This window comes from Candidatus Obscuribacterales bacterium (genome assembly GCA_036703605.1).
Taxonomy (GTDB): domain Bacteria; phylum Cyanobacteriota; class Cyanobacteriia; order RECH01; family RECH01; genus RECH01.
Genome location: DATNRH010000672.1, coordinates 1 through 1,376, shown reverse-complemented (window position 1 = coordinate 1,376; position 1,376 = coordinate 1). Strand labels below are relative to the sequence as shown.

1 protein-coding gene is annotated in these 1,376 nt (G+C 53.9%); it reads left to right on the top strand.

Features of this window, described 5'->3' with window-relative positions; genetic code table 11:
• Positions 1–1,373, top strand: a 1,373-nt coding sequence (locus V6D20_14135; GenBank protein HEY9816919.1) for a hypothetical protein, incomplete at its 5' end; no start/stop codon positions are given.
• Between the last annotated feature and the right edge of the window lie 3 nt (positions 1,374–1,376).

The window sequence follows — 1,376 nt, the reverse complement described above, 5'->3', positions numbered from 1 at the left end:
CCTATAGGCACGAGTACGCTCAGTGTATTACCCAACACGTTTTATCAGAGTATTGTGTTGGAACCAAGACGAGCCCCCATATATGTATGATCCTTGGGCAGCCGGTTATTATTCCCAATACACCCACCAAGGCGGCCCCGTACAAGCGGTACATTGCTTTTCACACCGAGTACTGCAACATGGGCGACGTGGGTCAGTATTACGATCGGTTCCGCAAAGCCTATGGCGGTAAGGCCCGATTTGACGCCCATTTCATGCAGATTGTCTTCCAGGTGGCCTGGACTCTGCAGGCTATTTATATGGTGATGCCCAATTTTCGGCACAACGATTTGAAGCCCAACAACGTCTTTGTGCACTCGACCTCGAACGAGTATAACCCAGCCTCGTACAATGTTTATGCTATGCCCCATGAGGGGGTTGTCTTTTACGTGCCCAACCTGCCTGGTATCAGCGTTAGGATTGGGGACTTTGACTTTGCCTCGGCCAGCGGCGTCTTAGACAACTACAAGGTGCTCGAGTACGAGACGATGATGCCCCAGCTGAACATTGGGTCGGACCAGAACCAGCGCTCTGATTTGGGGTTCTTCATCAAGTGGCTATACGCGAGGTGCCGACCCTTGTTAAGCCAGCAGCTGTGTCGGTATCTAGAGGATACGCTGTATCCTTATGGGTTCTTGAAGGTGCATAGGATGGCCAAGAGCAACGCCGAGATACCCAATTACGGGCGCTCCTTTCCGTACCACGACACTCGGATCCCAACTGCACGCCAGCTCCTTCTGGAGAGCGACCTATTCACTGCATACCGAGATCCGGTTAGCAGCGGCTTAGTTGCAGACACGTACACTATCCAAAGTTCGCCGCCGCCCGCGGAGCCGCTCAAGTGGCCCTACTGGGCAACCGCGTACGCCATGGCCGCCTATCAGAGGAAAACGCCCTATATTGTGCCCTATATGGCGCGGCGCACGTCTCAAGCCCTCTTTATGCGTTTACCCCAAGAGCACCAGTGGACGTGGACCATTCACTCAGAGCCCATGCTACACAAAGACATCGAGGCGCTTTCTGCTCAACTAAGCAAGCTGTTTGCCAAGAACCATCTCTATTGCCCCATAGAGCGAGCCGGAGATATGGTGGAGGCCACCTTTAGGCATTTCAACTGGATTCAGAGCCGGATAGGCGCCGCGGACGCGCTAGAGATCTGCTTTTATGTGGCCATATGCCGGGCTCTCCGGGAGCTGCATCTTTACACGCTGGAGACGTCTAATCTATACGTGCAAGAGTGGGTGCACACGGTGATGAAAGGTCGGTGCAACGAGGAGCAGTTCCTACAAGTCCTGCTGCAGCTGAGTTGGATTCAGAAAGATGAGCGGCAGTAGGCC